The sequence below is a fragment of the Pseudomonas ekonensis genome (assembly GCF_019145435.1).
In the GTDB taxonomy this organism is placed as follows: domain Bacteria; phylum Pseudomonadota; class Gammaproteobacteria; order Pseudomonadales; family Pseudomonadaceae; genus Aquipseudomonas; species Aquipseudomonas ekonensis.
The window spans coordinates 81,052-105,664 of record NZ_JAHSTS010000003.1 but is presented as its reverse complement, the minus strand read 5'-3'; the positions used below and the strand labels follow the sequence as shown (position 1 = coordinate 105,664).

The following is a 24,613-nucleotide window of genomic DNA, read 5'->3' as shown; positions in this document are numbered from 1 at the left end:
TACCGTTACGGGCGATGCCCGACTGTTCAAGCGCACTCCCGATCAATCCTTGGTCAGGAACGTCAGAAGCACTCTAGTTGTGGATAAGTTCTGCGGCAATCGCCGCCAGATCGTCAAAAATCAAGGTGCCGACCGGCAAGCTTTTGGCCTGGGTCCTTTCGCCCTTTCCGGTCTTCACCAGAACAGGCTGTGAATCGACGGCTTTGGCGGCCTCCAGGTCACCAAGGCTGTCGCCCACGAACCACACGCCGGCCAGGGGCACACCGTAATGCTGCGCAATGGCCTTGAGCATGCCGGGTTTGGGTTTGCGGCAATCGCAGCCCTCGTCCGGCCCGTGCGGGCAATGCACGATCAGCCCGACTTCGCCGCCCTGCTCGGCCACGAGCGCGCGCAGGCGCGCGTGCATGGCCTCGAGGGTGGCGAGGTCGTAATAGCCGCGGGCAATGCCCGACTGGTTGGTGGCCACCGCCACCGTCCAGCCGGCCTTGCTCAACTGCGCGATCGCTTCGATCGAGCCGGGCAGCGGAATCCACTCCTCCACCGACTTGATGTAAGCGTCGGAGTCGAAGTTGATCACTCCGTCCCGATCGAGAATCAGCAGCTTCAACGGCAATCCCTCAACCCAGCAGCGAAATGTCGGCAACGCCGAGGAACAGGTTACGCAGACGCGCCAGCAGCGCGTAGCGGTTCGCCCGTACGTTGGCGTCGTCGGCATTGACCATCACGGCTTCGAAGAACGCGTCCACCGGTTCGCGCAGGGCGGCCAGTCGCGCCAGCGATTCGCTGTACTGGCGCGCAGCGGCCATCGGCTGCACGGCCTGGTCGGCCTGCTGAATGGCGGAGTACAGGGAGAACTCGTTGGCGTTGTCGAAGTACTTGGCCTCGACCACGGTCGGCACCGAGCCTTCCACCTTGCCCAGCAGGTTCGACACGCGCTTGTTCACCGCCGCCAGCGCCGCCGCTTCCGGCAGCTTGCGGAACGACTGCACCGCTTGCACGCGCTGGTCGAAGTCCAGCGCCGAACCCGGCTTCAGGGCACGCACCGACAGGTAGGTGGCGACATCCACGCCTTCGTCTTCGTAGCGGGCACGCAGACGGTCGAAGATGAACTCCAGCACCGCGTCGGCCAGGCCGGCGGCCTTGACCTTGGCGCCGAAGCCGTTCACCGCGAAGGCCACGGCGTCGTTCAGGTCCAGGTCCAGCTGCTTCTCGATCAGGATCCGCAGCACGCCCAAGGCCGCACGGCGCAGGGCATACGGGTCCTTGCTGCCGGTCGGCAGCATGCCGATGCCGAAGATGCCGACCAGGGTGTCGAGCTTGTCGGCGATGGCCACGGCCGCACCGGTCAGGGTGGCCGGCAGTTCGGCGCCGGCGCCGCGCGGCATGTACTGCTCGTTCAGCGCCAGGGCGACGTCTTCCGGCTCGCCGTCATTGAGGGCGTAGTAGTAGCCGGCCACGCCTTGCATTTCCGGGAACTCGCCGACCATTTCGGTGGCCAGGTCGCACTTGGACAGCAAGCCTGCGCGGGCCGCCCACGAAGCGTTGCCGCCGATGCGCGCAGCGATGTAGGCCGCCAGCCTGGAAACGCGTTCGGCCTTGTCGTAGACGCTGCCGAGCTTTTCCTGGAAGACCACGTTCTGCAGACGGTCGTTGAACGCTTCGAGTTTCTGCTTCTTGTCCTGCTTGAAGAAGAACTCGGCGTCGGTCAGGCGCGGGCGAACCACTTTCTCGTTGCCGGCGATGATCTGCTGCGCATCGGTGCTCTCGATGTTGGCCACGGTGATGAAGCGCGGCAGCAGCTTGCCGTCGGCGTCCAGCAGGCAGAAGTACTTCTGGTTGTCCTGCATGGTGGTGATCAGGGCCTCTTGCGGCACGTCGAGGAAACGCTCCTCGAACGAGCACACCAGCGGCACCGGCCATTCGACCAGCGCAGTCACTTCGTCGAGCAGCGCCGGCGGCACGATCGCGGTGCCTTCCTGGCGGGTGGCCAGCTCTTCGGTGCGCTTGCTGATGATCTCGCGGCGTTCGTTGGCGTCGGCCAGCACATACGCGGCGCGCAGGTCGGCCAGGTAGCTCGACGGCGAACCGATGCGCACGTTTTCCGGGTGGTGGAAACGGTGGCCGCGGGACTCGCGGCCGGCCTTCTGGGCAAGGATGGTGCAGTCGATGACCTGGTCGCCGAGCAGCATCACCAGCCATTGGGTCGGACGCACGAACTCTTCCTTGCGCGCAGCCCAACGCATGCGTTTGGGGATCGGCAGGTCGTTCAGCGAGTCTTCGACGATGGTCGGCAGCAGGCTGGCGGTCGGCTTGCCGGCGATGTTCTGGCTGTAGCGCAGTTTCGGACCGCTCTGGTCGATTTCGCTCAGCTCGACGCCACACTTCTTGGCGAAGCCCAGGGCGGCCTGGGTCGGATTGCCTTCGGCATCGAACGCAGCCTGGCGCGGCGGGCCGTCGAGGTTGATGCTGCGGTCCGGCTGCTGGGTGTCCAGCGCGGTGATCAGCACCGCCAGACGGCGCGGCGCGGCGTAGACGGCCTTGCCCCGGTAGTTCAGGCCGGCGGCCTGCAGGCCTTTCTCGATGCCGGCCAGAAACGCTTCGGCCAGGGTGTTCAGGGCTTTGGGTGGCAGTTCTTCGGTGCCCAGTTCAACCAGAAAATCTTGAGCACTCATTGTGCAGCCTCCAGCTTGGCCAGTACTTCGTCACGCAGGTCCGGGGTCGCCATCGGGAAGCCCAGCTTGGCGCGGGCCAGCAGGTAGGCTTGGGCGACGGAACGCGCCAGGGTGCGCACGCGCAGGATGTATTGCTGACGCGCGGTCACCGAGATCGCCCGGCGCGCATCCAGCAGGTTGAAGGTGTGCGAGGCCTTCAGCACCATTTCGTAGCTCGGCAGCGGCAGCGGCTGGTCGAGTTCGATCAGGCGCTTGGCTTCGCTTTCGTAGAAGTCGAACAGTTCGAACAGCTTGTCGACGTTGGCGTGCTCGAAGTTGTAGGTGGACTGCTCCACTTCGTTCTGGTGGAACACGTCGCCGTAGGTCACCTTGCCGAACGGGCCGTCGGCCCAGACCAGGTCGTAGACCGAGTCCACGCCCTGCAGGTACATGGCCAGGCGCTCAAGGCCGTAGGTGATTTCGCCGGTCACCGGGTAGCACTCGATGCCGCCCGCCTGCTGGAAGTAGGTGAACTGGGTCACTTCCATGCCGTTGAGCCAGACTTCCCAGCCCAGGCCCCAGGCGCCGAGGGTCGGCGATTCCCAGTTGTCTTCGACGAAACGGATGTCGTGCACCAGCGGGTCGAGGCCCACGTGCTTGAGGGAGCCCAGGTACAGCTCCTGGAAGTTTTCCGGGTTCGGCTTCAGCACCACCTGGAACTGGTAGTAGTGCTGCAGGCGGTTCGGGTTTTCGCCGTAGCGGCCGTCAGTCGGACGGCGGCTTGGCTGCACGTAGGCGGCGTTCCAGGTTTCCGGACCGATGGCGCGCAGGAATGTAGCGGTGTGGAAAGTGCCGGCGCCTACTTCCATATCGTAGGGCTGAAGTACCACACAACCTTGCTCGGCCCAGTACTGCTGGAGCGCGAGGATCAAGTCTTGGAAGGTACGCACGGCTGGCGTAGGCTGGCTCACGAAATTCACCTGTTTCTTGGGCTGCGATTTAAAGAGCGGGAGTATACCCGATTCAGTCGCGCCACCACCCCCTGGAGCCTTATGCCACGCTGCTTTTGGTGCACCGAAGATCCGCTGTACATGGCTTATCACGATCAGGAGTGGGGAACGCCGCTGCGCGAGGCGCAGGGATTGTTCGAGTTGCTTTTGCTCGAAGGGTTCCAGGCCGGGCTGTCGTGGATCACCGTGCTGCGCAAGCGCGAGCGCTACCGCCAGGTGCTGTTCGGCTTCGACGCGCAGCGGGTGGCGCAGATGAGCGACGCGTACATCGCCGAACTGATGCTCGATCCGGGCATCATCCGCAACCGCCTCAAGCTCGAGGCCGCCCGGCGCAACGCCCGGGCCTGGCTGGCGCTGGAGGATCCGGCAGGGTTCCTCTGGTCGTTCGTCGGCAACGAGCCGGTGGTCAACCATTTCAAGGACCGCAGCGAGGTCCCGGCCATCACCCCGCAGGCCGAAGCCATGAGCAAAGGCCTGAAGAAGGCCGGCTTCACCTTCGTCGGCCCGACCATCTGCTACGCGCTGATGCAGGCCTCGGGCATGGTCATGGATCACACCCGGGACTGCGACCGCTACGCGCAGCTCGTCAACGCCGGTTAGAATGGCCGCCTCGCGCACAGCACAAGATCAGGAGTGACCTGTGGATAAGTTTAAAGGCGCCTTGCTGGTAGGCGCTCTGCGGCTGTTTGCCCTGCTTCCGTGGCGGGCCGTGCAGGCCGTGGGTTCGGCGATCGGCTGGATCATGTGGAAAACCCCCAACCGTTCCCGCGACGTGGTGCGGATCAACCTGGCCAAGTGTTTCCCCGCGATGGATCCGGCCGAGCGCGAGCGCCTGGTCGGCCAGAGCCTGAAGGACATCGGCAAGTCCCTGACCGAAAGCGCCTGCGCCTGGATCTGGCCGGCGCGGCGCTCCATCGAGCTGGTGCGCGAAGTCGAAGGCCTGGACATCCTCAAGGACGCCCTGGCGTCCGGCAAGGGCGTGGTCGGCATCACCAGCCACCTGGGCAACTGGGAAGTGCTCAACCACTTCTACTGCAGCCAGTGCAAACCGATCATCTTCTACCGCCCGCCGAAGCTGAAGGCGGTGGACGAACTGCTGCGCAAGCAGCGGGTGCAACTGGGCAACCGCGTCGCCGCCTCCACCAAGGAAGGCATCCTCAGCGTCATCAAGGAAGTGCGCAAAGGCGGTGCGGTGGGCATCCCCGCCGACCCGGAACCGGCCGAATCCGCCGGGATCTTCGTGCCGTTCTTCGCCACCCAGGCCCTGACCAGCAAGTTCGTGCCGAACATGCTGGCCGGCGGCAAGGCGGTCGGCGTGTTCCTGCACGCCTTGCGGCTGCCCGACGGCTCCGGCTACAAGGTGATCCTCGAAGCCGCGCCCGAAGCCATGTACAGCACCGACACCGAGGTGTCCTGCGCCGCGATGAGTCAGGTGGTCGAGCGTTACGTCGCGGCCTACCCGAGCCAGTACATGTGGAGCATGAAACGCTTCAAGAAACGTCCGCCGGGCGAGGCCCGCTGGTATTGAGTCGATTGGCATGATCTGTGGATAACCTTCCCGGGGAAGGTTATCCACAATCGTTCATTCAAGGGCGCAGCAGATGTCCGAACACCGCAAATCGTTTCGCATCAAGATCACTCACGAGAGCTTCGGCGAATGCCTGGGCCAGACCCGCAACCTGTCCACGACCGGGGTGTACGTCGAGCATCCGCGCCTGGCGTCGTTGCCCAAGGGCGCGGTGGTGTACGGCCAGGTCCAGGACTTGCCCACAGGCGCGCCGCGGGTGCGGATGGAAGTGGTGACGGTGGACGCCGAAGGCATCGGCCTCCGTTACCTGTAGCGTCGCAGGGTCAGCGGGGCTGGCGGTCGAGCTTCTTGAGGAACACCGTCATTTCCTTTTCCGCCTGCTTGTCGCCGTGGGCGCGGGCGGCCTCCAGGCCCTGCTCCCACGCCTGGCGTGCGGCGGCGGGCTCGCCCGACGCGAGCTGCGCCTTGCCCAGCAGCTTCCACGCCGCCGAATACTTCGGATCGAACGCCACGCAGCGCTGCAGATGCTCAGCCGCCTTGGCGTTCTCCCCCAGATCCAGGTAACCCTTGCCCAGGCCGAAGCGCAGCAGTGCGTTATCCACACCCTTGGCGAGCATTTTTTCCAGGGATTCGATCATCGCTGGACTCCTTTGCCGGTTGTGTCAGTTGTCGGTCGGGCTCAGACAGATCGCTGCTCCCACAGGGGCCGGAACAGGCACCACCAGCCTCAGAAGAAGCTCAACCCCACATGGAACAGCTTCTCCACATCGCGGATGTGCTTCTTGTCCACCAGGAACAGGATCACATGGTCGCCGGCCTGAATCACCGTGTCGTCGTGGGCGATGATCACTTCTTCGTCGCGGATGATCGCGCCGATGGTGGTGCCCGGCGGCAGGGCGATGTGTTCGATGGCCTTGCCGATGACCTTGCTCGACTTCGCGTCGCCGTGGGCCACCGCCTCGATGGCCTCCGCCGCGCCCCGGCGCAGCGAGTGCACGCTGACGATGTCGCCGCGGCGCACGTGGGCCAGCAGGGTGCCGATGGTCGCCAGCTGCGGGCTGATGGCGATGTCGATGTCGCCGCCCTGGATCAGGTCGACATAGGCCGGGTTGTTGATGATCGTCATCACCTTCTTCGCCCCGAGGCGCTTGGCCAGCAGCGACGACATGATGTTGGCCTCGTCGTCGTTGGTCAGGGCCAGGAAGATGTCGGCGTCGGCGATGTTCTCTTCCAGCAGCAGGTCGCGGTCCGAGGCGCTGCCCTGCAGCACCACGGTGCTGTCGAGGGTGTCGGAGAGGTAGCGGCAGCGCGCCGGGTTCATCTCGATGATCTTCACCTGATAGCGGCTTTCGATGGCCTCGGCCAGCCGTTCGCCGATCTGCCCGCCGCCGGCGATGACGATGCGCTTGTAGGTTTCGTCGAGGCGGCGCATTTCGCTCATCACCGCGCGGATGTTCTCCCGGGCGGCGATGAAGAAGACTTCGTCGTCGGCCTCGATCACCGTGTCGCCCTGGGGCAGGATCGGCCGGTCGCGGCGGAAGATCGCGGCGACCCGGGTCTCGACGTTCGGCATGTGCTCGCGCAGCTGGCGCAGCTGCTGGCCCACCAATGGCCCGCCGTAGTAGGCGCGCACCGCCACCAGTTGGGCCTGGCCTTCGGCGAAGTCGATCACTTGCAGCGCGCCCGGGTGCTGGATCAGGCGCTTGATGTAGTTGGTGACCACCTGCTCGGGGCTGATCAGCACGTCCACCGGAATCGCTTCGTTCTGGAACAGCTGCTCTTCGCGGGTCAGGTAGGCGGCCTCGCGCACCCGGGCGATCTTGGTCGGGGTATGGAACAGGGTGTGGGCGACCTGGCAGGCGACCATGTTGGTTTCGTCGCTGTTGGTCACCGCCACCAGCATGTCGGCGTCGTCCGCGCCGGCCTGGCGCAGCACGGTGGGCAGCGAGCCGCGGCCCTGCACGGTGCGGATGTCGAGGCGGTCGCCGAGGTCGCGCAGGCGTTCGCCGTCGGTGTCGACCACGGTGATGTCGTTGGCTTCGCTGGCCAGGTGTTCGGCCAGCGTGCCGCCGACCTGCCCCGCGCCGAGGATGATGATCTTCATCCAGTCACTCCGTTGAATCCGTTTAGCCGCGCGCGGCAGCGATCTTGATCAGCTTGGCGTAGTAGAACCCGTCGTGCCCGCCCTGTTGGGCCAGTAGCTGGCGGCCGTGGGGCTGCTTGACGCCGGCCGCCGTGGCCAGGTCCAGCTCCCGGGCGCCGGGGGTGCGCTCAAGGAACGCGGCGATGACCTCGGTGTTCTCGGTGGGCAAGGTCGAGCAAGTGGCGTAGAGCAGGATGCCGCCCACCTCGAGGGTTTTCCACATTGTGTCGAGCAGCTCGCCCTGCAGTTGCGCGAGGGCGGCGATGTCGTCGGCCTGGCGGGTGAGCTTGATGTCCGGATGGCGGCGGATCACGCCGGTGGCCGAGCACGGCGCGTCGAGCAGGATCCGCTGGAACGGCTTGCCGTCCCACCAGGCGGCGGTGTCGCGGCCGTCGGCGGCGATCAGCTCGGCGCTGAGGCCGAGGCGGTCGAGGTTTTCCCGGACCCGCACCAGCCGCTTGGCTTCCAGGTCCACCGCCACCACGCCGGCCAGCGCCGGTTCGGCTTCGAGGATGTGGCAGGTCTTGCCGCCGGGGGCGCAGCAGGCGTCCAGCACCCGTTGGCCCGGCGCCAGGTCCAGCAGGTCGGCGGCCAGTTGCGCGGCTTCGTCCTGGACGCTGATCCAGCCCTCGGCAAAACCCGGCAGGCTGCGTACGTCGGCGGCGGCCTCAAGCACGATGCCGTCGCGGCTGAAAGTGCACGGCTGCGCGGCGATCCCGGCGCCGGTCAGCAGCGCGAGGTAGGCGTCGCGGCTGTGGTGGCGGCGGTTGACCCGCAGGATCATCGGCGGGTGTGCGTTGTTGGCCTCGCAGATCGCTTCCCACTGCTCGGGCCAGAAGGCCTTCAGGGATTTCTGCAGCCAGCGCGGGTGGGCGGTGCGTACCACCGGATCCCGGGCCAGTTCGGCGAACAGCGCTTCGCTTTCCCGTTGCGCCCGGCGCAGCACGGCGTTGAGCAGGCCTTTGGCCCAGGGCTTCTTGAGCTTGTCGGCGCAGCCGACGGTTTCGCCGATGGCCGCATGGGCCGGCACCCGGGTGTAGAGCAGTTGGTAGAGGCCCACCAGCATCAAGGCCTCGACGTCCGCGTCGGCGGCCTTGAACGGCTTCTGCAGCAGTTTTTCCGCCAGGGCCGACAGCCGCGGCTGCCAGCGGGCGGTGCCGAACGCCAGGTCCTGGGTGAAGCCGCGGTCGCGGTCCTCGACCTTGTCCAGTTGCGTGGGCAGGGAGCTGTTGAGCGAGGCTTTGCCGCTGAGGACGGCGGCCAAGGCCTTGGCGGCGGCCAGACGTGGGTTCATGGGGCGTCCGCCGTTTCGCCGAGGACGGTGCCGACGGCGAATTTCTCGCGGCGGCTGTTGAACAGGTCGCTGAAGTTCAGCGCCTTGCCGCCGGGCAGTTGCAGGCGGGTCAGGCACAGCGCCTGGTCGCCGCAGGCGACGACCAGACCGTCCTTGCTGGCGCTGAGGATGGTGCCGGGGGCGCCCTTGCCGTCGGCCAGGGTGGCCGCCAGCACTTTCAGCGCTTCGCCGTCGAGGGTGCTGTGGGTGATCGGCCACGGGTTGAAGGCGCGCACCAGGCGCTCCAGTTCGATGGCCGGACGGCGCCAGTCGATGCGCGCCTCGTCCTTGTTCAGCTTATGGGCGTAGGTGGCGAGGCCGTCGTCCTGCACTTCGCCTTCCAGCGTCCCGGCGGCGAGGCCGGCGATCGCCTGCACCACGGCCGGCGGGCCCATCTCGGCGAGGCGGTCGTGCAGGCTGCCGCCGGTGTCGTCGGCGCCGATCGGGGTGATGACCTTCAGCAGCATCGGGCCGGTGTCCAGGCCGGCCTCCATGCGCATCACGGTCACGCCGCTTTCGGCGTCGCCCGCTTCCACGGCGCGCTGGATCGGCGCCGCACCGCGCCAGCGCGGCAGCAGGGAGGCATGGCTGTTGATGCAGCCCAGGCGCGGGATGTCCAGCACCGCCTGCGGCAGGATCAGGCCGTAGGCCACCACCACCATCAGGTCAGGCTTGAGCGCGGCCAGTTCGGCCTGGGCGTCGGCATTGCGCAGCGTCGGCGGCTGCAGCACCGGGATATGGTTATCCACAGCCAGTTGCTTGACCGGGCTCGGCATCAGTTTTTGCCCGCGGCCGGCCGGCCGGTCCGGTTGGGTGTAGACCGCCACGATCTCGTAAGGGCTGTCGAGCAGGGCCTTGAGGTGTTCGGCGGCGAATTCCGGGGTGCCGGCAAAAACGATGCGCAGTGGCTCAGTCATTCAGGGTTCTCTAAGTGCAAAGCGTCTTGAAAAAGAAAAAGGCTTGCCGCAGCAAGCCTTTGAAGGAGGGCATCAAGCGTTCTGGCGGTGGAGCTTTTCCAGTTTCTTCTTGATGCGGTCGCGTTTGAGCGTGGACAGGTAATCGACGAACAGCTTGCCGTTGAGGTGGTCGCATTCGTGCTGGATGCACACCGCGAGCAGGCCTTCGGCGATCAGTTCGTAAGGCTGGCCGTCGCGGTCCAGGGCCTTGATCTTCACTTTCTGCGGTCGGTCGACGTTCTCGTAGAAGCCCGGCACCGACAGGCAGCCTTCCTGGTACTGCTCCATCTCGTCGGTCAGCGGTTCGAACTCGGGGTTGATGAACACCCGGGGCTCGGTGCGGTCTTCGGAAAGGTCCATCACGACGATACGCTTGTGCACGTTGACCTGGGTCGCGGCGAGGCCGATGCCCGGCGCTTCATACATTGTTTCAAACATGTCATCGACCAGTTGACGCACTTCGTCGTCCACTACGGCCACGGGTTTGGCGATAGTGCGAAGGCGCGGGTCCGGAAATTCGAGGATGTTCAAAATGGCCATAGGCTTGATTGCTGCACGTGTGAGGTAAAGTCGGGTCGATGGCCTGGCGGGTCCGAGGATGCAGGCTACCGTTGTGAAGCGTAGCCCCTGGCTTTTGCAGTGCAGGCCGGGGCGAGCCACGGGGGCTCTGACGATTCACGCGAAAGCACATGATAAAGGGATTCACCGCATGAGGAAAACACTGTTCGCCCTGCTGCTTCTGGCCTCGGCCGGCGTCGCGCACGGGCAAGTGCAGCTCAAGGAAGGTTTTCCACGGCAATACACGGTGGTTTCGGGGGACACCCTCTGGGACATCTCCGGCAAATACCTGCGCGAGCCCTGGCAATGGCCGCAGCTGTGGCACGCCAACCCGCAGATCGAAAACCCCAACCTGATCTACCCGGGCGACACGCTGACGCTCGACTACGTCGACGGCCAGCCGCGCCTGACCCTCAACCGCGGCGCCTCGCGCGGCACCATCAAGCTGTCGCCGCGGGTGCGCAGCAGCCCGGTGGCCGAGGCCATCCCGAGCATTCCGCTCAAGTCCATCAACAGCTTCCTGCTCAGCAACCGGATCGTCGACAAGGTCGAGGATTTCGACAAGGCGCCGTACATCGTCGCCGGCGATGCCGAACGGGTGCTCAGCGGCACCGGCGACCGGATCTTCGCCCGCGGCCGCTTCGACATGAGCCGGCCTGTGTACGGGATCTTCCGCCAGGGCAAGGTCTACACCGACCCGCAGAGCAAGGAATTCCTGGGGATCAACGCCGATGACGTCGGCGGCGGCGAGATCATCGCCACCGAAGGCGACGTGGCCACCCTCGCCCTGCAGCGCACCACCCAGGAAGTGCGCCTGGGCGACCGCCTGTTCAGCGGCGAGGAGCGTTCGATCAACTCGACCTTCATGCCCAGCGCGCCGCAGACCGACATCAACGGCCTGATCATCGACGTGCCGCGGGGCGTCACCCAGATCGGCGCCATGGACGTGGTGACCCTGAACAAGGGCAAGCGCGACGGCCTGGCCGAAGGCAACGTGCTGGCGGTGATGAAGACCGGGGAAACCGTGCGCGACCGGATCACCGGCCAGCCGCTGAAGATCCCGGACGAGCGCGCCGGCCTGCTGATGGTGTTCCGCACCTACGACAAGCTCAGTTACGGCCTGGTGCTGAACGCCACGCGCTCGCTGGCGGTGCTGGACAAGGTGCGCAACCCTTAGTTGGCTTCACAAGTTACCAACAGAGTTATCCACAACTTGTCCCGAACGGTTCGGGACGCCCGACGGTCAAGGATGATCCATGCAACTGTCTGCCTGTACGCCGGTTTCTCCGGCGGAACTGGAGGCGCGTTTGCGCCTCCACCGATTGCCGGACATAGGTCCCAAACGTTTCGCCAAACTGCTCGAAGCCTTCGGCTCGGCGTCCAAGGCCATCAGCGCACCGGCCAGCGCCTGGCGGGCGCTGGGGTTGCCGGCGACCTGCGCCGAGGCCCGGCGCTGCCCGCAGGTGCGCGACGGCGCCAGCCACGCATTGCGCTGGCTAGAGCGGCCGGACCGGCATGTGCTGATGTGGGGCCAGCCCGATTACCCGGCGCTGCTGGCGCAGATTGCCGATCCGCCGCCGCTGCTGTTCGTGGCCGGCGACCCGCAGATCCTGGAGAAGCCGCAACTGGCGATGGTCGGCAGCCGCCGGGCGTCGCGCCCTGGAACGGACAGCGCCGCTGCGTTCTCGCGCAGCCTGGCCGGGGCCGGTTTCGTCATCACCAGCGGGTTGGCGCTGGGCATCGACGCGGCGGCGCACCAGGCCGCCGTGGATGTCGGCGGACGCACCGTCGGCGTGTTGGGCACGGGGCTGGAAAATTTTTATCCACAGCGCAACCGACGGCTGGCCGACGCGATGATCGCCTCCGGCAGCGCGGTGGTGTCGGAGTTTCCGTTGGACACCGGCCCCGTCGCCGGCAACTTTCCCCGGCGCAACCGGATCATCAGCGGCCTGTCGCTGGGTGTGCTGGTGGTCGAGGCCAGCGTGGCCAGCGGTTCGCTGATCACCGCCCGGCTGGCGGCGGAACAGGGGCGCGAGGTCTTCGCGATACCCGGCTCGATCCATCACCCCGGCGCCCGGGGCTGTCATCAGCTGATCCGCGACGGCGCGGCACTGGTGGAGACCATCGAGCACATCCTCGAAGCCTTGCGCGGCTGGCAGCGCGTGCCGTTATCCACAGCCCCGTCGCCGGTCGATCACCCGTTGCTGCGGCTGCTGCATGCCGCGCCGCACACCAGCGAAGCCCTGGCCCAAAGCAGCGGCTGGGCCCTGCCCAAAGTGCTGGCGGCGCTGACCGAGCTGGAAATGGACGGCCACGCCGTGTGCGAAAGCGGCCGCTGGCTGGCGCGGGTGAGCTGACGTTCGGGAGGCTGGGTTTTGCGGGGAAGATCGGTAAACTGCGCGAAACTTGTTTGCGGAGAGTGTTTCATGGTCAACAGTTGGCGTATGCAGCAAGCCGCACGAGAGATTCGCGCCGGGGCGGTGATTGCCTACCCAACCGAAGCCGTCTGGGGGCTGGGGTGCGACCCGTGGAACGAAGAGGCGGTGGATCGGCTGCTGGCGATCAAGAACCGCTCGGCGGACAAGGGGCTGATCCTGGTCGCCGACAACATCCGTCAGTTCGACTTCCTGTTCGAAGACTTCCCGCAGGAATGGATCGACCGCATGGCCGCCACCTGGCCCGGGCCGAACACCTGGCTGGTGCCGCACCAGAACCTGCTGCCCGAGTGGATCACCGGCGTGCATGACACCGTGGCGCTGCGGGTCAGCGATCACCCGCAGGTGCGCGACCTGTGCGCGTTGGTGGGGCCGCTGGTGTCGACGTCGGCCAACCCCCAGGGGCGTCCGGCGGCGCGCACGCGGCTGCGGGTCGAGCAGTACTTCCGCGGCCAGGTCGACCTGGTGCTGGGCGGCATGCTCGGCGGGCGCAAGAACCCGAGCCTGATCCGCGACCTGGCGACCGGCAACGTGGTGCGCCCGGCCTGAGACCGGGTGCGCCGCCATCGCCGGCGGGTTGGCTTCAGGGCAACAGGATGGTCGAGCCGGTGGTGCGCCGCGCCGACAGTTCGGCCTGCGCCTTGGCGGCGTCCGCCAGCGGATAGCGTTGGCCTATCTCCACCTTGAGCTTGCCGGCGGCGATCATCCCGAACAGCTCGTCGGCCATGCGCTGCAGGCTCTCGGCGTTGTTGGCGTAGGTCGCCAGGGTCGGGCGGGTCACGTACAGCGAGCCTTTGGCCGCGAGGATCCCCAGGTTGACCCCTTCCACCGCGCCGGACGCATTGCCGAAGCTCACCACCAGCCCCCGCGGGGCCACGCTGTCCAGCGAGGCCGGCCAGGTGTCCTTGCCGACGCCGTCGTACACCACCGGGACCTTCTTGCCGTCGGTCAGCTCCAGCACCCGTTGCGCGACGTTTTCGTGGCTGTAGTCGATGGTCGCCCAGGCGCCGTTGGCCTTGGCCAGTTCAGCCTTTTCTTTCGAACTGACGGTGCCGATCAGTTTCACGCCCAGGGCTTTGGCCCACTGGCAGGCGAGCAGGCCGACGCCGCCGGCCGCGGCGTGGAACAGAATGGTTTCGCCGCCCTTGAGCTCGTAGGTCTGGCGCAGCAGGTACTGCACGGTGAGGCCCTTGAGCATCACGCCGGCGGCGGTCTCGAAACCGATGGCGTCCGGCAGGTGCACCAGGTTGGCTTCGGGCAGGACATGCACGTCGCTGTAGGCGCCCAGCGGGCCGCTGCCGTAGGCCACGCGGTCGCCGACCTTGAACCGGGTCACCGCGCTGCCCACCGCCTCGACGATGCCGGCGCCCTCGGCGCCGAGCCCCGACGGCAGGGACGGCGGCGAATACAGGCCGCTGCGGTAGTAGGTGTCGATGAAGTTCAGGCCGATGGCCTTGTTGCTCACGCGGACCTGCTGCGGGCCGGGCTCGACGGGCGAGTGGTCGACGTACTCGAGCACGTCGGGGCCGCCGTGGGCGCGGAACTGGATACGCTTGGCCATCTGCCTGCTCCTTGAGACATTCGGGAAGCCTGCTATCGAACCCCCAAGCTTGATCTTCGTCAACTGCGGCAGGTTCGCCTGCGATGGTATGCTGTGCGCCCATTTGCGCGGCGCCCCTTGTTTGCGGGGGCCGCGCACAGTTTTGCCCGATCCAAGGTGATGCCATGACGACCCGCACCGACGCCGTAAAGGCGTATCTGCTCGACCTGCAAGACCGCATCTGCGCCGCGCTGGAAACCGAAGACGGCGGCACGCGCTTCGTCGAAGACGCCTGGTCCCGTCCGGCCGGCGGCGGCGGTCGCACCCGGGTGATCGAGAACGGCGCGGTGATCGAAAAGGGCGGCGTCAACTTTTCCCACGTCTTCGGCAGCGGCCTGCCGCCGTCGGCCAGCGCCCACCGGCCGGAGCTGGCCGGACGCGGCTTCGAGGCCCTTGGCGTGTCGCTGGTGATCCATCCGCACAACCCGCACGTGCCGACGTCCCACGCCAACGTGCGCTTCTTCATCGCCGAAAAGGAAGGCGAGGAGCCGGTCTGGTGGTTCGGCGGCGGCTTCGACCTGACCCCGTACTACGGCAACGAAGAAGACTGCGTGCACTGGCACCGCATCGCCGCGCAGGCCTGTGCGCCGTTCGGCCCGGACGTCTACCCGCGCTACAAGGCCTGGTGCGACACCTACTTCCACATCAAGCACCGCCACGAACCGCGCGGTATCGGCGGCCTGTTCTTCGATGACCTGAACGAGTGGGACTTCGACACCAGCTTCGCCTTCATGCGCGCCATCGGCGATGCCTACATCGACGCCTACCTGCCGATCGTCCAGCGCCGCAAGCACGAGGCGTTCACCGCCAAGCAGCGCGAGTTCCAGGAGTTCCGCCGCGGGCGCTACGTCGAATTCAACCTGGTCTACGACCGCGGCACCCTGTTCGGCCTGCAATCGGGCGGGCGCACCGAGTCGATCCTGATGTCCCTGCCGCCGCAGGTGCGCTGGGCCTACGACTGGAAAGCCGAGCCCGGCAGCGAAGAGGCGCGCCTGACCGACTATTTCCTGCAAGACCGCGACTGGCTGGCCCAGGCCTGAGGAGTGTCGATGGACCGTTACGTCGTTTTCGGCAACCCGATCGGCCACAGCAAGTCGCCGATGATCCACAGCCTGTTCGCCGGGCAGACCGGCCAGCAGCTCGACTACAGCACCCTGCTGGCGCCGCTGGACGGCTTCAGCGACTGCGCCACGGCGTTTTTCCGGGAGGGGCGCGGCGCCAACGTGACCGTGCCGTTCAAGGAGGAGGCCTATCGCCTGGCCGACAGCCTGACAGCCCGCGCGCAACGGGCCGGCGCGGTGAACACCCTGAGCCGGCAGGCCGACGGCAGCCTGCTCGGCGACAACACCGACGGCGCCGGACTGGTGCGCGACCTGACGGTCAACGCCGGTTTCAGCCTGACCGGCAAACGCATCCTGCTGCTGGGGGCCGGCGGCGCGGTGCGTGGCGCGCTGGAGCCGTTGCTGGCCGAGCAGCCGGCGTCGGTGATCATCGCCAACCGCACGGTGGACAAGGCCGAGCTGCTGGCTGAACTGTTCTGCGACCTGGGGCCGGTGTCGGCCAGCGGTTTCGACTGGCTGCAGGAGCCGGTGGACGTGATCATCAACGCCACCTCGGCCAGCCTCACCGGCGATGTGCCGCCGATCGCCCCGAGCCTGATCGAGCCGGGCAAGACCCTGTGCTACGACATGATGTACGGCAAGGAACCCACCGCGTTCTGCCGCTGGGCCAACGAACACGGCGCCGGGGTGGTGATGGACGGGCTGGGGATGCTCGCCGAGCAGGCGGCGGAAGCGTTTTTCCTGTGGCGCGGGGTGCGCCCCGACACCGCGCCGGTGCTGGCCGAACTGCGCCGCCAATTGGCGCAATGACCCCACAGGGGCGGGTCAGTCCTCGAAGCGGATCGGGCACTTCTGCGGCCCTTCCAGTTTGAGCAGTTCCTCGACCACCTGCGGCCGCGCCCGGCGCAACGTCAGGCAACGGTCCTGGCTCAGCAGGCGCCGGGCCTCCTGGTGCAGCATCTCCACCCCTGAGTAATCGATGAAGTTGATCTGCTGCGCCTCGATCACCACCCGGGCGCCGTGCAGGCGTTGCAGGCGCACCTGCAGGTAGTGGCTGGCGCCGAAGAAGATCGAGCCGCCGACCCGCAGCACATCGTCCTCGCCGTCGCGCCAATGCTGCACCCGCGGCTGCGAGGTGCGCTTGAGGTAGAAGAACAGCGACGCCAGCACCCCGGCGTAGATCGCCGTCTGCAGCTCCAGCAGCAGCGTGGCGGCGCAGGTCAGGGCCATCACCGCGAACTCGGCGCGGCTGACCCGCAGCAAGGCGCGGATGCCGCGATGGTCCACCAGCCCCCAGGCGATCAGCAGGATGCTGCCGGCCATGGCCGGAATCGGAATGTGCGCGATCAGCGCGGCGCCGAACAGTGCGAACAGCGCCACCCACACCGCCGAAAACACCCCGGCCAGCGGCGAGCAGGCGCCGGCCTCGTAGCTCAGCCCGGAGCGGGTGAACGACCCGGCGGACAGCGAACCGGAAAAGAACGCGCCGACGATGTTCGACAGCCCCTGGGCGCGGACTTCCTGGTTGGCGTCGAGCAACTGCTGCGAACGGGCGGCGATGGACCGGGCGATCGACAGGCTGGTGACCAGCCCGAGCATGCCCACCGCCACCGCACTGGGCAGCAGGCGCAGGACCAGGTCCAGATCCAGCGGCAGCGCACTGAACGGCGGCAGGCTGCCGGTGAACGCGCTGACCAGCCGCACATGGCCGAGCATCGCCGGCCACAGCCACACCAGCAGGCTGCCCAGCGCCAGGGTGATCAACAGGGTCGGCCAGCGCGGCAGCAGGCGCTTGAGCACGGCGCCCACCGCCACCGTGGCGAGGCCCAGGGCCAGCGACGGCTTATCCACAGCCCCCAGGTGGCCCAGCAGGTCGGTCAGGCTCGCCAGCGCCGTGGCCTTGGCGGGCAGGTCCAGGCCCAGCAGGTTCGGCAACTGGCCGACGGCGATCACCACCGCCGCACCGAGGGTGAAGCCGAGCACCACCGAGTGCGACACGAAGTTCACCAGGGCGCCGAAGCGCAGCAGGCCGAGCAGCCACTGGAAGATCCCGGCCAGGAAGGTCAGCAGCAGGATCAGGGTGACGTAGTCCTGCGAGGCGGGGACGGCCAACGGGCTGACGCTGGCGTACAGCACGATCGAGATCGCCGCCGTCGGCCCGCAGATCAGGTGCCAGGACGAGCCCCACAGGCAGGCGATCAGCACCGGAACGATTGCCGCATACAGCCCGTACTCCGGCGGCAGGCCGGCGATCAGGGCGTAGGCGACCGACTGGGGCAGCGCGAGGATCGCGCCGCTGAGGCCGACGATCAGGTCGCGTCCGACGCTGGCGCGGGTTTGCCGGGGCAGCCAGGTCAGGAAGGGCAGCAGTGAACGGCGGCTGGGGAGGGCCATGGATCCTCTCGGATGGAATTTTGCGCAAGGGTATCAGGCACACACCCTCACAGGTGGCTTACGGCTTGCAGCTTACGGCTTGCAGCTTACGGCTTGCCGCTTACGGCTTGCCGCTTACCGCTTACCGCTTACCGCTTACCGCTTACCGCTTACCGCTTGCCGCTCGCCCCAGGCAATTCAGAGTCGGGCCCTGACCGCAGGCAGCGCGTCTTTGCCGTCCACGGTCTTCACCCCGTCCAGCCATTTCTCCAGCACCGCCGGGTTGGCCTTGATCCACGCCTTGGCCGCGTCGGCGTTGCTGATCTTCTTGTTCACCACCTCGGCCATGATGCTGTTCTCCATCTGCTGGGTGAACGACAGGTTGGTCAGCAGCCTGCCCACGTTCGGGCAGGCCTCGGCGTAGCCTTTGCGGGTCAGGGTGTGGACGCTGCCGGTGTCGCCGAAGTACTTCTCGCCGCCCTTGAGGTAATGCATTTTCAGTTGGACGTTCATCGGGTGCGGCGTCCAGCCGAGGAAGGTGACGAACTTCTGTTTCTTCACCGCCCGCGACACTTCGGCGAGCATCGCCTGTTCGCTGGACTCGATCAGTTTCCACTGGCCCATGCCGAAGTCGTCCTTCTTGATCATCTCCTGCAAGGAAATGTTGGCCGGCGCGCCGGAGCCGATGCCGTAGATCTTCTTGTCGAACTTGTCGGCGTACTTGTTCAGGTCGGCGAAGTCGTGCACGCCGGCGTCCCACACGTAGTCCGGCACGGCCAGGGTGAATTCGGTGCCGTCGAGGTTCTTCGCCAGTTGGGTGACGTCGCCGGTGGCCACGAACTTGTCGTAGAACCCCTGCTGCGCCGGCATCCAGTTGCCGAGGAACACATCGACCTGGCCGTCCTTCAGGCCGCCGAAGGTGATCGGCACCGCGAGGGTGTCGACCTTGGGCTTGTAGCCCATGCCGTCCAGCAGGAACCCGGTGATGGCGTTGGTGGCGGCGATGTCGCTCCAGCCGGGGTCGGCCATCTTCACGGTTTCGCAGCTTGCCTCGGCCCAGGCCTGGGCGCTGCCCAGCGCGAGCAGGCCGACCGTCACGATTGTGGATAACTTGACCATGGACTTCCCCTTTGCGTTATTGGTTTTGGCAGGGTTGTGGATAACGGGCCTTGCGCTCCAGGTCATCGAGGTCGATGTGGTTGCGCATGTACTGCTGGCTGGCGTCCACCAGCGGCTGGTGATCCCAGCTCTTGAGTGTGCCGAGTGTCAGCGCCCCGGCGACGAAGCGCCGCCGGCGCTGGCTGGCGAGCACGTCCCGGCGGATCGCCGGGATGTCCCAGCGGGCCCGCGCCTCGGCGAGAAAATCGTCGAACAACTGGCGATGTTGCGGTGAATGGCTGAGTTCCTCCTGTTCACGCGGGTCGTTGTCCACGTCAAACAGCAGGCAAGGGTCGTCTTCACTGTAGATAAACTTGTAGGCACCGCGCCGGATCATCATCAGCGGGCCCACCGTGCCTTCGGCCATGTACTCGCCGAACGCTTCGTCGTGCCCGCCCTGCCCTTGCAGGTGCGGCACCAGTGACCGGCCGTCCAGCGGCAGCCCGGGTTCCAGGCTGCCGCCGGCCAGTTCGACGAACGTCGGCAGCAGGTCGGCGGTGGACACGGCGGCGCTGACGCGGCGGGCGCCGAATTGGCCGGGGGCGCTGACCAGCAGCGGCACCCGGGCGGCCATCTCGAACCAGTGCATTTTGTACCAGAGACCGCGCTCGCCGAGCATGTCGCCGTGGTCGCCGGAGAACACGATGACGGTGTCGTCGGCCAGCCCGGTTTCCTCCAGGGTCTGCAGGAGTTTGCCGACGTTGTCGTCGATGTAGCTGCACGCACCGAAGTAGGCCCGGCGCGCGTCACGGATCTTATCCACAGGCAGCGGCTTGTCCCACAGGTCGTAGACCTTGAGCAGGCGTTGGGAATGCGGATCGAGCGAATGTTGTTCCGGGGTGGCCGGAAGCGGGATGTCGGCATTGTCGTACAGGTCCCAGAATGCCTTGGGAATCGTGTACGGGTCGTGCGGGTGGGTCATCGACACGGTCAGGCAGAACGGCCGGTCGCCGTCCTCGCGGACATGGTCGTACAGGTACTGCCGGGCCTTGAACACCACTTCTTCGTCGAAATCGAGCTGGTTGGTGCGCACGCACGGCCCGGCCTGCAGCACCGAGGACATGTTGTGGTACCAGCTGGGGCGCACGCCCGGCTCGTCCCAGTTCACCGCCCAGCCGTAGTCGGCGGGGTAGATGTCGCTGGTCAGGCGTTCTTCGTAGCCGTGCAACTGGTCCGGGCCGCAGAAGTGCATCTTGCCCGACAGCGCGGTGCGGTAGCCGAGGCGGCGCAGGTAATGGGCGTAGGTCGGGACGTCGGCGGGGAAATCGGCGGCGTTGTCGTAGGCGCCGATCTTGCTGGGCAACTGACCGCTGACCAGGGTGAAGCGCGACGGCGCGCACAGCGGGCTGTTGCAGTAGGCGGCGTCGAACACCACGCCCTGTTCGGCGAGGCGGCTGAGGTTCGGCAGCTTGACGGGCGACGGGCCGTAGAACGGCAGCATGGGCGCGGCCATTTGATCGGCCATGATGAAAAGAATGTTCTTGCGCTTCATGTGATCGCGGCATTCCATAGTGGAGAGTTATGCGACATTGCTGCGATTGAGCATGGATTCCGTGCCCGGTTCGGTAAAGCCCGCGCCGAACAATGACTAGGATAAGCACTGCTTATGTATGAAGCCCTTGGCGACCTTTCGCTGGACCTGCTGCGCGCCTTCGAGGCGGCGGCCCGTCACCGCAGTTTCACCGCTGCGGCGGTGGAGCTGGGCACCACGCAACCGGCCGTCAGCCAGCAGATCAAGCGGCTGGAGGAACAGCTCGGCGCGCGGTTGTTCGACCGGATCTACCGGGGCATCGGCCTGACCGAGGTCGGTGCGTTGCTGTTCGAACAGGTTGCCCTCGGTTTACAGAATATCGACGCAGGATTGAGCGCGATCAGCGCACAACAGCAGCATGAGGTGTTGCAGGTCGCCACCGACTTCGCCTTCGCCGCGTACTGGCTGATGCCGCGCCTGCACCGTTTCCACGCGGCCAACCCGCAGGTGGACGTGAGCCTGGTGACCAGCGAGCGCAGCCACAACATGCTGCGCACCGACATCGATGTGGCGGTGCTGTTCGGCGACGGGCGCTTCAAGCAGGGCGAAAGCCACTGGCTGTTCAGCGAAGAAGTGTTTCCGGTGTGCAGCCCGCAACTGCTCAAGGACCGCGCCCTGCCCCTGTCGCCCACGGCGTTGCTGGAGTTTCCGCTGCTGCACCTGCGGGGCGAGAACAGCAGCCGTTGGTTCGACTGGAGCGGGCTGTTCCGCGAACTCGGCCTCACCACCCCGCCGGCGCCGGGGCAGTTGCGCTTCGACAACTACACGCTGCTGATCCAGGCGGCCATCGGCGGCCAGGGCGTGGCCATCGGCTGGCGCCACCTTGTGGATAACTTGCTGACCCAAGGCTTGCTGTGCCGGCCCATCGCCGAGACCACCCTGTCGCGGCTCGGCTATTACGTGGTGCTGCCGCCGCGCAAGCGACGTGGGGCGCTGATTCAACGGTTCGTCGACTGGCTGATGGCCGAGCAGGCCGACAGCGCCCAGTCGTTGAACGGGCTGCCGTTGCCTTCGGTGGCGGTGTGAGCGGCTTTCAATTTCGATGCAGAGGATTGCAGATGCGACAGATCAAGGGTTATCACGCCCACATCTACTACGATGCCGGCACGATCGGCCAGGCCCGGGCGTTGTGCGAACAGGCCGCGCAACGGTTTGCCCTGACGATGGGGCGGATGCACGAGCGCCCGGTGGGCCCGCACCCGGACTGGAGCTGCCAACTGGCGTTCGGCCCCGAACTGCTGGGCGATGTGCTGCCGTGGCTGGCGCTCAACCGCAAGGGGCTGGTGGTGTTCCTGCACCCGGACACCGGCGACGACCTGCTCGACCACACCGAGCACGCGATCTGGATGGGCGCGGTGCGGCCGCTGGACCTGTCCATTTTCTGATCAGAGGGTTTCTTCCGGCTCCCCCGGCAAGTGCTCGTCCAGGTGCAGCCACGGCAGCCGGCTGTCGGTCCAGATGTGCCGGTCGGCCGGCGCCTGTTCCGGGTGGTCGAGGGTGGCGACGGTGACGTCGATGCTCTCGGGGCTCAGCCGTGTCGCCAGCGCCAGCTGCGCTCCGCACTGCGGGCAGAAGAACCGCGTGCAGGTGTCCGACGACTCATAGCGCGCCGGCGTGCCGGCCAGCCAGCGGAACTGCGCCGCCGGCGCCGTCAGCCACGTGGTGACGATGCCGCCGCTGACCCGCCGGCAGATCGAGCAATGGCAGTGGGCGATGTCATGCAGGGGCCCGCTGATCTGATAGCGGATGTGTCCGCAGTGGCAGCCGCCGTGGTGCAGTTCGTTCATGACCCTTCCCTCCCGTGCCCGGATCCATTGACTCTAGCCGCTTCCGACGGCCGGTTGGCCGTTCGCCCAAAGCTTTCGCCGGCGAAAGCTGGCTGAAAGCTTCCCCGATTAGGATCGCCCCCACTGCCGGCACCAGACCGGCTGGCCAATGCGTGCGCAACCTCGCCCGTGCGGCCCAATTAACAACAACAATGGTGATTCTGATGTCCTCTGCAACCCGCCTCCTCGCTGTCACTCCGCCCGTACGTTCCGTGCTTCCCGTTCTGCGCTGATCCCCAAGGTCCGCCCATTCCCTAGCCGCGCTACGCCTGGAGTATCCCCATGCTGACTTTCCTTGGCTTCGCCATGGTCATCACGTTCATGTTCCTGATCATGACCAAGCGCCTGTCCGCGCTGATCGCCTTGATCATCATCCCGATCCTGTTCGCGCTGTTCGGCGGCTTTGCGCCGAAGATCGGCCCGATGATGCTCGAAGGCATCACCAAGCTTGCGCCGACCGGCGTGATGCTGATGTTCGCCATCCTGTACTTCGCCCTGATGATCGACTCCGGCCTGTTCGACCCGGCCGTGCGCAAGATCCTCAAGCTGGTCAAGGGCGACCCGCTGAAGGTGTCGGTCGGCACCGCCGTCCTGGCGCTCGTCGTGTCCCTCGACGGCGACGGCGCGACCACCTACATGATCTGCGTGGCCGCCATGCTGCCGCTGTACAGCCGCATCGGCATGAGCCCGCGGATCATGGCCGGCCTGATCATCCTCGCCGGCGGCGTGATGAACATGACCCCGTGGGGCGGCCCGACCGCCCGTGCCGCCAGTGCGCTGCACGTGGATCCGTCGGACATCTTCGTGCCGATGATTCCGGCCATGGCCGCCGGCGTGGTGGCGATCCTGGTCATCGCCTACTTCTACGGCAAGCGTGAGCGTGCGCGCCTGGGCGAGCTGCACCTGGTCGGCGACGAGATCGACCACAGCGAAATCAGCGTGTCGCAGTTCCCGGACGCCCGCCGTCCGAAGCTGATCTGGTTCAACGGCCTGCTGACCCTGGCCCTGATGTGCACCCTGATCGCCGGCCTGCTGCCGCTGCCGGTGCTGTTCATGGTGGCGTTCAGCATCGCGATGATCGTCAACTACCCTTGCCTGCAGCAGCAGAAGGACCGTGTCGCGGCCCACGCCGGCAGCGTGCTGTCAGTGGTCAGCCTGATCTTCGCGGCGGGCATCTTCACCGGTATCCTGTCGGGCACCGGCATGGTCGACGCCATGTCCAAGAGCCTGCTGGCGGTGATCCCCGATTTCCTGGGCCCTTACCTGGCGGTGATCACGGCGCTGGTGAGCATGCCGTTCACGTTCTTCATGTCGAACGATGCGTTCTACTACGGCGTGCTGCCGGTGCTGTCCGAAGCGGCCAGCCATTACGGCATCACCGCGGTGGAAATGGCCCGTGCCTCGATCGTCGGCCAGCCCGTCCACCTGCTCAGCCCGCTGGTGCCGTCCACCTACCTGCTGGTGGCCCTGGCCGGGATCGAGTTCGGCGACCACCAGCGCTTCACGCTCAAGTGGGCAGTGCTGGTCTGCCTGTGCATACTGGCGGCCGCGCTGCTGTTGGGGACGTTCCCGCTGTTCAGCACGCTGTAACGGCATCAAACCTCCACGCCGCCAGCGCCATGCTGGCGTCGTGGTTTAACACTCGCTCAAAGGAATACACATGGAATGGCTGACCAACCCTGAGATCTGGGTTGCCTTCTTCACCCTGACCGCCCTGGAGATCGTCCTGGGGATCGATAACATCATCATGATTTCGATCCTGGTCAGCCGCATGCCCAAGCACATGCAGGCCCGCACCCGCATCTTCGGCCTGGGCCTGGCCATGATCACCCGGATCCTGCTGCTGCTGTCGATCACCTGGGTCATGCGCCTGACCGCCGACCTGTTCGTGGTGTTCGGCCAGGGCATCTCCGGCCGCGACCTGATCCTGTTCTTCGGCGGCCTGTTCCTTTTGTGGAAAAGCTCCCAGGAGATGTACCACGCGCTGGAGGGCGAAGACGAAAGCGACGACGCGCCTTCGGGCAAGGGCGGCAATTTCTTCTACACGATCATCCAGATCGCGATCATCGACATCGTGTTCTCCCTGGACTCGGTCATCACCGCCGTGGGCATGGTCTCCCACGTGCCGGTCATGGTCGCCGCGATCGTCGTGGCCGTGCTGGTGATGATGCTGGCCTCGGGCAAGATCAGCGAGTTCATCGACAAGCACCCGTCGCTGAAGATGCTCGCGCTGTCGTTCCTGCTGGTGGTCGGCACCGTGCTGATCGCCGAAGCGTTCGACGTGCATGTGCCAAAAGGCTACGTCTACTTCGCCATGGCGTTCTCGCTGGCCGTCGAAGCGATCAACATCAAGATGCGCGGCGCGATCGCCCGCAAGAAACAGCAGCAGGCGCCGGTGAAACTGCGCAAGGACGTGCCGGGCCAGTAACCCGCCAGGTCATTCGCCACAC

General features: G+C 66.3%; 25 protein-coding genes. 12 read left to right on the top strand and 13 right to left on the bottom strand.

All coding sequences use genetic code 11. The features are described from left to right. Nucleotides 1-73 precede the first annotated feature (73 nt). Genes gmhB through glyQ form a run of 3 tightly spaced genes read right to left on the bottom strand, consistent with a single transcriptional unit; the run spans nucleotide 74 to nucleotide 3,622 of the window. Nucleotides 74-613, bottom strand: coding sequence for a D-glycero-beta-D-manno-heptose 1,7-bisphosphate 7-phosphatase (gmhB, locus tag KVG96_RS24475; RefSeq protein WP_217894362.1), 540 nt, complete (start codon nucleotides 611-613; stop codon nucleotides 74-76). Nucleotides 614-617: 4 nt separating this feature from the next. Then, nucleotides 618-2,672 carry a glycine--tRNA ligase subunit beta gene (gene glyS / locus KVG96_RS24470; RefSeq protein ID WP_217894361.1) on the bottom strand — a complete coding sequence of 685 codons (2,055 nt, stop codon included), beginning with the start codon at nucleotides 2,670-2,672 and terminating at the stop codon, nucleotides 618-620. Then, a complete protein-coding gene (gene glyQ / locus KVG96_RS24465; protein ID WP_022641565.1) occupies nucleotides 2,669-3,622 on the bottom strand; it encodes a glycine--tRNA ligase subunit alpha in 954 nt (317 codons plus the stop codon). Before glyQ ends, glyS begins: the two co-directional genes overlap by 4 nt. A gap of 81 nt (nucleotides 3,623-3,703) precedes the next feature. Here glyQ and KVG96_RS24460 point away from each other — a divergent pair, with 81 nt between their 5' ends. From KVG96_RS24460 to KVG96_RS24450, 3 genes are all read left to right on the top strand, one after another. Then, complete coding sequence (locus tag KVG96_RS24460) at nucleotides 3,704-4,261, top strand: DNA-3-methyladenine glycosylase I (RefSeq protein ID WP_217894360.1); 558 nt, start codon at nucleotides 3,704-3,706, stop codon at nucleotides 4,259-4,261. Between the two features lie 40 nt (nucleotides 4,262-4,301). After that, complete coding sequence (locus KVG96_RS24455) at nucleotides 4,302-5,189, top strand: lysophospholipid acyltransferase (RefSeq protein ID WP_085579300.1); 888 nt, start codon at nucleotides 4,302-4,304, stop codon at nucleotides 5,187-5,189. 73 nt (nucleotides 5,190-5,262) lie between these two features. Next, complete coding sequence (locus KVG96_RS24450; protein WP_085579302.1) at nucleotides 5,263-5,502, top strand: PilZ domain-containing protein; 240 nt, start codon at nucleotides 5,263-5,265, stop codon at nucleotides 5,500-5,502. A 10-nt stretch (nucleotides 5,503-5,512) separates the two neighbouring features. Here the strand turns inward: KVG96_RS24450 and KVG96_RS24445 are convergent, their stop codons facing one another. The 5 genes from KVG96_RS24445 to def form a co-directional block, all read right to left on the bottom strand. Beyond that, nucleotides 5,513-5,827 carry a tetratricopeptide repeat protein gene (locus KVG96_RS24445; RefSeq protein WP_217894359.1) on the bottom strand — a complete coding sequence of 105 codons (315 nt, stop codon included), beginning with the start codon at nucleotides 5,825-5,827 and terminating at the stop codon, nucleotides 5,513-5,515. Between the two features lie 89 nt (nucleotides 5,828-5,916). After that, on the bottom strand, nucleotides 5,917-7,293 hold the full coding sequence (gene trkA / locus KVG96_RS24440; protein WP_217894358.1) for a Trk system potassium transporter TrkA: 1,377 nt from the start codon (nucleotides 7,291-7,293) through the stop codon (nucleotides 5,917-5,919). A gap of 22 nt (nucleotides 7,294-7,315) precedes the next feature. Then, entirely contained in the window at nucleotides 7,316-8,626 is a 1,311-nt protein-coding gene (rsmB, locus tag KVG96_RS24435) for a 16S rRNA (cytosine(967)-C(5))-methyltransferase RsmB (RefSeq protein ID WP_217894357.1), read from the bottom strand. Then, the gene (gene fmt, locus KVG96_RS24430; protein WP_217894356.1) at nucleotides 8,623-9,582 is read right to left on the bottom strand and encodes a methionyl-tRNA formyltransferase; all 960 of its coding nucleotides are present in this window, start codon (nucleotides 9,580-9,582) and stop codon (nucleotides 8,623-8,625) included. Before fmt ends, rsmB begins: the two co-directional genes overlap by 4 nt. 72 nt (nucleotides 9,583-9,654) lie before the next feature. Next, on the bottom strand, nucleotides 9,655-10,161 hold the full coding sequence (def, locus tag KVG96_RS24425; RefSeq protein ID WP_217894355.1) for a peptide deformylase: 507 nt from the start codon (nucleotides 10,159-10,161) through the stop codon (nucleotides 9,655-9,657). Between the two features lie 169 nt (nucleotides 10,162-10,330). Between def and KVG96_RS24420 the strand changes: the two genes are divergently transcribed. From KVG96_RS24420 to tsaC, 3 genes are all read left to right on the top strand, one after another. Then, entirely contained in the window at nucleotides 10,331-11,356 is a 1,026-nt protein-coding gene (locus tag KVG96_RS24420; protein WP_217894354.1) for a LysM peptidoglycan-binding domain-containing protein, read from the top strand. A gap of 79 nt (nucleotides 11,357-11,435) precedes the next feature. Continuing rightward, nucleotides 11,436-12,536, top strand: a complete 1,101-nt coding sequence (gene dprA / locus KVG96_RS24415; RefSeq protein WP_217894353.1) for a DNA-processing protein DprA — start codon at nucleotides 11,436-11,438, stop codon at nucleotides 12,534-12,536. 69 nt (nucleotides 12,537-12,605) lie between these two features. After that, nucleotides 12,606-13,163, top strand: a complete 558-nt coding sequence (gene tsaC / locus KVG96_RS24410; RefSeq protein WP_217894352.1) for an L-threonylcarbamoyladenylate synthase type 1 TsaC — start codon at nucleotides 12,606-12,608, stop codon at nucleotides 13,161-13,163. A gap of 34 nt (nucleotides 13,164-13,197) precedes the next feature. Here the strand turns inward: tsaC and KVG96_RS24405 are convergent, their stop codons facing one another. Continuing rightward, nucleotides 13,198-14,175 (bottom strand): NADPH:quinone reductase, encoded by a 978-nt coding sequence (locus KVG96_RS24405; protein ID WP_217894351.1) that lies wholly within the window; start codon nucleotides 14,173-14,175, stop codon nucleotides 13,198-13,200. 164 nt (nucleotides 14,176-14,339) lie between these two features. On the opposite strand from KVG96_RS24405, the gene hemF reads away from it, so the two are divergent. Both hemF and aroE read left to right on the top strand, forming a co-directional pair. Next, nucleotides 14,340-15,254: an oxygen-dependent coproporphyrinogen oxidase gene (gene hemF, locus KVG96_RS24400; protein ID WP_217894350.1), complete on the top strand. Its 915-nt coding sequence runs from the start codon at nucleotides 14,340-14,342 to the stop codon at nucleotides 15,252-15,254. A 9-nt stretch (nucleotides 15,255-15,263) separates the two neighbouring features. Beyond that, complete coding sequence (gene aroE / locus KVG96_RS24395) at nucleotides 15,264-16,085, top strand: shikimate dehydrogenase (RefSeq protein WP_217894349.1); 822 nt, start codon at nucleotides 15,264-15,266, stop codon at nucleotides 16,083-16,085. A 15-nt stretch (nucleotides 16,086-16,100) separates the two neighbouring features. Here the strand turns inward: aroE and KVG96_RS24390 are convergent, their stop codons facing one another. From KVG96_RS24390 to betC, 3 genes are all read right to left on the bottom strand, one after another. After that, entirely contained in the window at nucleotides 16,101-17,669 is a 1,569-nt protein-coding gene (locus KVG96_RS24390) for a SulP family inorganic anion transporter (RefSeq protein ID WP_217894348.1), read from the bottom strand. 177 nt (nucleotides 17,670-17,846) lie between these two features. Then, nucleotides 17,847-18,767 carry a choline ABC transporter substrate-binding protein gene (gene choX / locus KVG96_RS24385; protein WP_217894347.1) on the bottom strand — a complete coding sequence of 307 codons (921 nt, stop codon included), beginning with the start codon at nucleotides 18,765-18,767 and terminating at the stop codon, nucleotides 17,847-17,849. Between the two features lie 16 nt (nucleotides 18,768-18,783). After that, nucleotides 18,784-20,298 (bottom strand): choline-sulfatase, encoded by a 1,515-nt coding sequence (gene betC / locus KVG96_RS24380; protein ID WP_217894346.1) that lies wholly within the window; start codon nucleotides 20,296-20,298, stop codon nucleotides 18,784-18,786. A 114-nt stretch (nucleotides 20,299-20,412) separates the two neighbouring features. On the opposite strand from betC, the gene KVG96_RS24375 reads away from it, so the two are divergent. Beyond that, the gene (locus tag KVG96_RS24375; protein ID WP_217894345.1) at nucleotides 20,413-21,363 is read left to right on the top strand and encodes a choline sulfate utilization transcriptional regulator; all 951 of its coding nucleotides are present in this window, start codon (nucleotides 20,413-20,415) and stop codon (nucleotides 21,361-21,363) included. 32 nt (nucleotides 21,364-21,395) lie between these two features. Beyond that, nucleotides 21,396-21,722 (top strand): DOPA 4,5-dioxygenase family protein, encoded by a 327-nt coding sequence (locus KVG96_RS24370; RefSeq protein WP_217894344.1) that lies wholly within the window; start codon nucleotides 21,396-21,398, stop codon nucleotides 21,720-21,722. Here the strand turns inward: KVG96_RS24370 and KVG96_RS24365 are convergent, their stop codons facing one another. Continuing rightward, a complete protein-coding gene (locus KVG96_RS24365) occupies nucleotides 21,723-22,124 on the bottom strand; it encodes a GFA family protein (protein ID WP_217894343.1) in 402 nt (133 codons plus the stop codon). A 321-nt stretch (nucleotides 22,125-22,445) separates the two neighbouring features. On the opposite strand from KVG96_RS24365, the gene KVG96_RS24360 reads away from it, so the two are divergent. Then, nucleotides 22,446-23,753, top strand: a complete 1,308-nt coding sequence (locus KVG96_RS24360) for a CitMHS family transporter (RefSeq protein WP_085579342.1) — start codon at nucleotides 22,446-22,448, stop codon at nucleotides 23,751-23,753. Between the two features lie 70 nt (nucleotides 23,754-23,823). Beyond that, nucleotides 23,824-24,591 carry a TerC family protein gene (locus KVG96_RS24355; RefSeq protein WP_217894342.1) on the top strand — a complete coding sequence of 256 codons (768 nt, stop codon included), beginning with the start codon at nucleotides 23,824-23,826 and terminating at the stop codon, nucleotides 24,589-24,591. The last annotated feature ends 22 nt before the right edge of the window (nucleotides 24,592-24,613 follow it).

Coding starts and splice junctions, on each gene's coding strand:
- KVG96_RS24365 (WP_217894343.1), bottom strand. CDS start 22,124: ATGAACGAACTGCACCACGGCGGCTGCCACTGCGGACACATCCGCTAT.
- glyS (WP_217894361.1), bottom strand. CDS start 2,672: ATGAGTGCTCAAGATTTTCTGGTTGAACTGGGCACCGAAGAACTGCCA.
- KVG96_RS24445 (WP_217894359.1), bottom strand. CDS start 5,827: ATGATCGAATCCCTGGAAAAAATGCTCGCCAAGGGTGTGGATAACGCA.
- betC (WP_217894346.1), bottom strand. CDS start 20,298: ATGAAGCGCAAGAACATTCTTTTCATCATGGCCGATCAAATGGCCGCG.
- tsaC (WP_217894352.1), top strand. CDS start 12,606: ATGGTCAACAGTTGGCGTATGCAGCAAGCCGCACGAGAGATTCGCGCC.
- KVG96_RS24360 (WP_085579342.1), top strand. CDS start 22,446: ATGCTGACTTTCCTTGGCTTCGCCATGGTCATCACGTTCATGTTCCTG.
- hemF (WP_217894350.1), top strand. CDS start 14,340: ATGACGACCCGCACCGACGCCGTAAAGGCGTATCTGCTCGACCTGCAA.
- KVG96_RS24390 (WP_217894348.1), bottom strand. CDS start 17,669: ATGGCCCTCCCCAGCCGCCGTTCACTGCTGCCCTTCCTGACCTGGCTG.
- dprA (WP_217894353.1), top strand. CDS start 11,436: ATGCAACTGTCTGCCTGTACGCCGGTTTCTCCGGCGGAACTGGAGGCG.
- trkA (WP_217894358.1), bottom strand. CDS start 7,293: ATGAAGATCATCATCCTCGGCGCGGGGCAGGTCGGCGGCACGCTGGCC.
- KVG96_RS24460 (WP_217894360.1), top strand. CDS start 3,704: ATGCCACGCTGCTTTTGGTGCACCGAAGATCCGCTGTACATGGCTTAT.
- KVG96_RS24420 (WP_217894354.1), top strand. CDS start 10,331: ATGAGGAAAACACTGTTCGCCCTGCTGCTTCTGGCCTCGGCCGGCGTC.
- rsmB (WP_217894357.1), bottom strand. CDS start 8,626: ATGAACCCACGTCTGGCCGCCGCCAAGGCCTTGGCCGCCGTCCTCAGC.
- KVG96_RS24405 (WP_217894351.1), bottom strand. CDS start 14,175: ATGGCCAAGCGTATCCAGTTCCGCGCCCACGGCGGCCCCGACGTGCTC.
- def (WP_217894355.1), bottom strand. CDS start 10,161: ATGGCCATTTTGAACATCCTCGAATTTCCGGACCCGCGCCTTCGCACT.
- aroE (WP_217894349.1), top strand. CDS start 15,264: ATGGACCGTTACGTCGTTTTCGGCAACCCGATCGGCCACAGCAAGTCG.
- KVG96_RS24355 (WP_217894342.1), top strand. CDS start 23,824: ATGGAATGGCTGACCAACCCTGAGATCTGGGTTGCCTTCTTCACCCTG.
- fmt (WP_217894356.1), bottom strand. CDS start 9,582: ATGACTGAGCCACTGCGCATCGTTTTTGCCGGCACCCCGGAATTCGCC.
- choX (WP_217894347.1), bottom strand. CDS start 18,767: ATGGTCAAGTTATCCACAATCGTGACGGTCGGCCTGCTCGCGCTGGGC.
- KVG96_RS24370 (WP_217894344.1), top strand. CDS start 21,396: ATGCGACAGATCAAGGGTTATCACGCCCACATCTACTACGATGCCGGC.
- KVG96_RS24375 (WP_217894345.1), top strand. CDS start 20,413: ATGTATGAAGCCCTTGGCGACCTTTCGCTGGACCTGCTGCGCGCCTTC.
- KVG96_RS24450 (WP_085579302.1), top strand. CDS start 5,263: ATGTCCGAACACCGCAAATCGTTTCGCATCAAGATCACTCACGAGAGC.